1 protein-coding gene and 1 pseudogene are annotated in these 1287 nt (G+C 67.7%); both read right to left on the reverse strand.

Annotated elements, in window-relative coordinates; all coding sequences use genetic code 11:
* Positions 1–110: 110 nt before the first annotated feature.
* A complete protein-coding gene (locus FE811_RS26880) occupies positions 111–1031 on the reverse strand; it encodes a 3-keto-5-aminohexanoate cleavage protein (RefSeq protein ID WP_116221332.1) in 921 nt (306 codons plus the stop codon).
* An 18-nt stretch (positions 1032–1049) separates the two neighbouring features.
* Positions 1050–1287 (reverse strand): annotated as a pseudogene (locus tag FE811_RS27795) (hypothetical protein); the annotation flags it as partial.

Genomic DNA, 1287 nt, shown 5'->3' on the forward strand with positions numbered 1-1287 from the left:
TCGCGTCGTCGAAGGCGGCCGCGTAATGGCGGGCGTTCAGATGGCCGAAATGATCGCAATGCCAGCGATGCGCGACCACCGCATTGAGCGGAACGGGAAAGCGCATCTCCTCAGCCCGCCAGGCGTTTTTCGGCAAGCGCATCGAGGCCCAGGATGGCGCGCGCCTCGTCCGGGGTGGCGACCTCGCAGCCCAGGTCGGCGATGATCCGGGCGGCGCGCTCGACCAGCTGGCCGTTGGTGGCGAAGACGCCGCGTTCCAGGTAGATGTTGTCCTCGAGCCCCACCCGGCAATGGCCGCCCAGGATCGTGGACAGCGCCACGATGTCCATTTGCCAGCGCGAGATGCCGAAGGCGCTCCACGACGCGCCCTCGGGCAGCAGTTCCTTCATGTAGATCAGCGTCTTGGCATCGGCGGGCGCGGACCATTTGACGCCGAGGCAGATCTGGAACAGCGGCGCCGGGTCGATCAGCCCCTGCTCGATCATCCGCCGCGCCAGCAGGATGTCGCCGGGGTTGAAGACCTCGATCTCGGGCTTGACGCCGCCTTCGCGGATCAGCTGCGCCATGCGGTTCAGCGTGCCGGGCGTGTTCATGAAGATGCAGTCCGGCGCCCCGGCGATGCCGCCTTCCAGGTTCATCGTGGTCACGTCCAGCGTGCAAAGCTCGGGCCGGTTCTCCAGCACATGGCCGACGCGCTCGACGGCACTCGCGACATCGGTGGTCGGATGGGCCAGGGCCTCGTCTGCGGGATCCGGCACGAAGGTGGCGCCCATGCCGGTGGTCAGGTTGATGACCACGCGGTCGTTCCTTTCGCGGACGCGCTGGACGATCTCGCGAAAGATCTCGGGCGAGCGGTTGCCGAGGCCGGTTTCCGGGTCGCGGCCGTGGATATGCACCACCGAGGCGCCCGCATCGGCGGCCTCGATGCAGGCATCCGCGATTTGGGCGGGCGTGACCGGATAGTTCGGAAAGCGGGGGTGGATCGGCCCGTCGCCGGTCACGGCACAGGTCAGGACGATTTTGCGTTTCATGGGATCTCCTGTCGGTCTCTAGGCGTGTTCGGGGGCGGCAGGCGTCTTGCGGGTCTCGCCAAGCGCCTTGAGGACCGCGACCAGCTGGTCGTCGCGCTGCCGGCGCAAGGTGGCGTAGTCGCGGCCGTCGATTTCCTCGGCCAGGCCCTCGACCAGCCTGTCGATGGTCGCGGGCGTCAGCTGCGGCTTGCCCAGGTCGTCCCACCATTCGGTGTAGCTTTGGGTGAACTGCTCGCAATAGGCGCGCAGGCCCCCT

Origin of the sequence: Paracoccus sp. FO-3 (genome assembly GCF_006386455.1) — a bacterium.
In the GTDB taxonomy this organism is placed as follows: domain Bacteria; phylum Pseudomonadota; class Alphaproteobacteria; order Rhodobacterales; family Rhodobacteraceae; genus Paracoccus; species Paracoccus versutus.

Coding starts and splice junctions, on each gene's coding strand:
- FE811_RS26880 (WP_116221332.1), bottom strand. CDS start 1,031: ATGAAACGCAAAATCGTCCTGACCTGTGCCGTGACCGGCGACGGGCCG.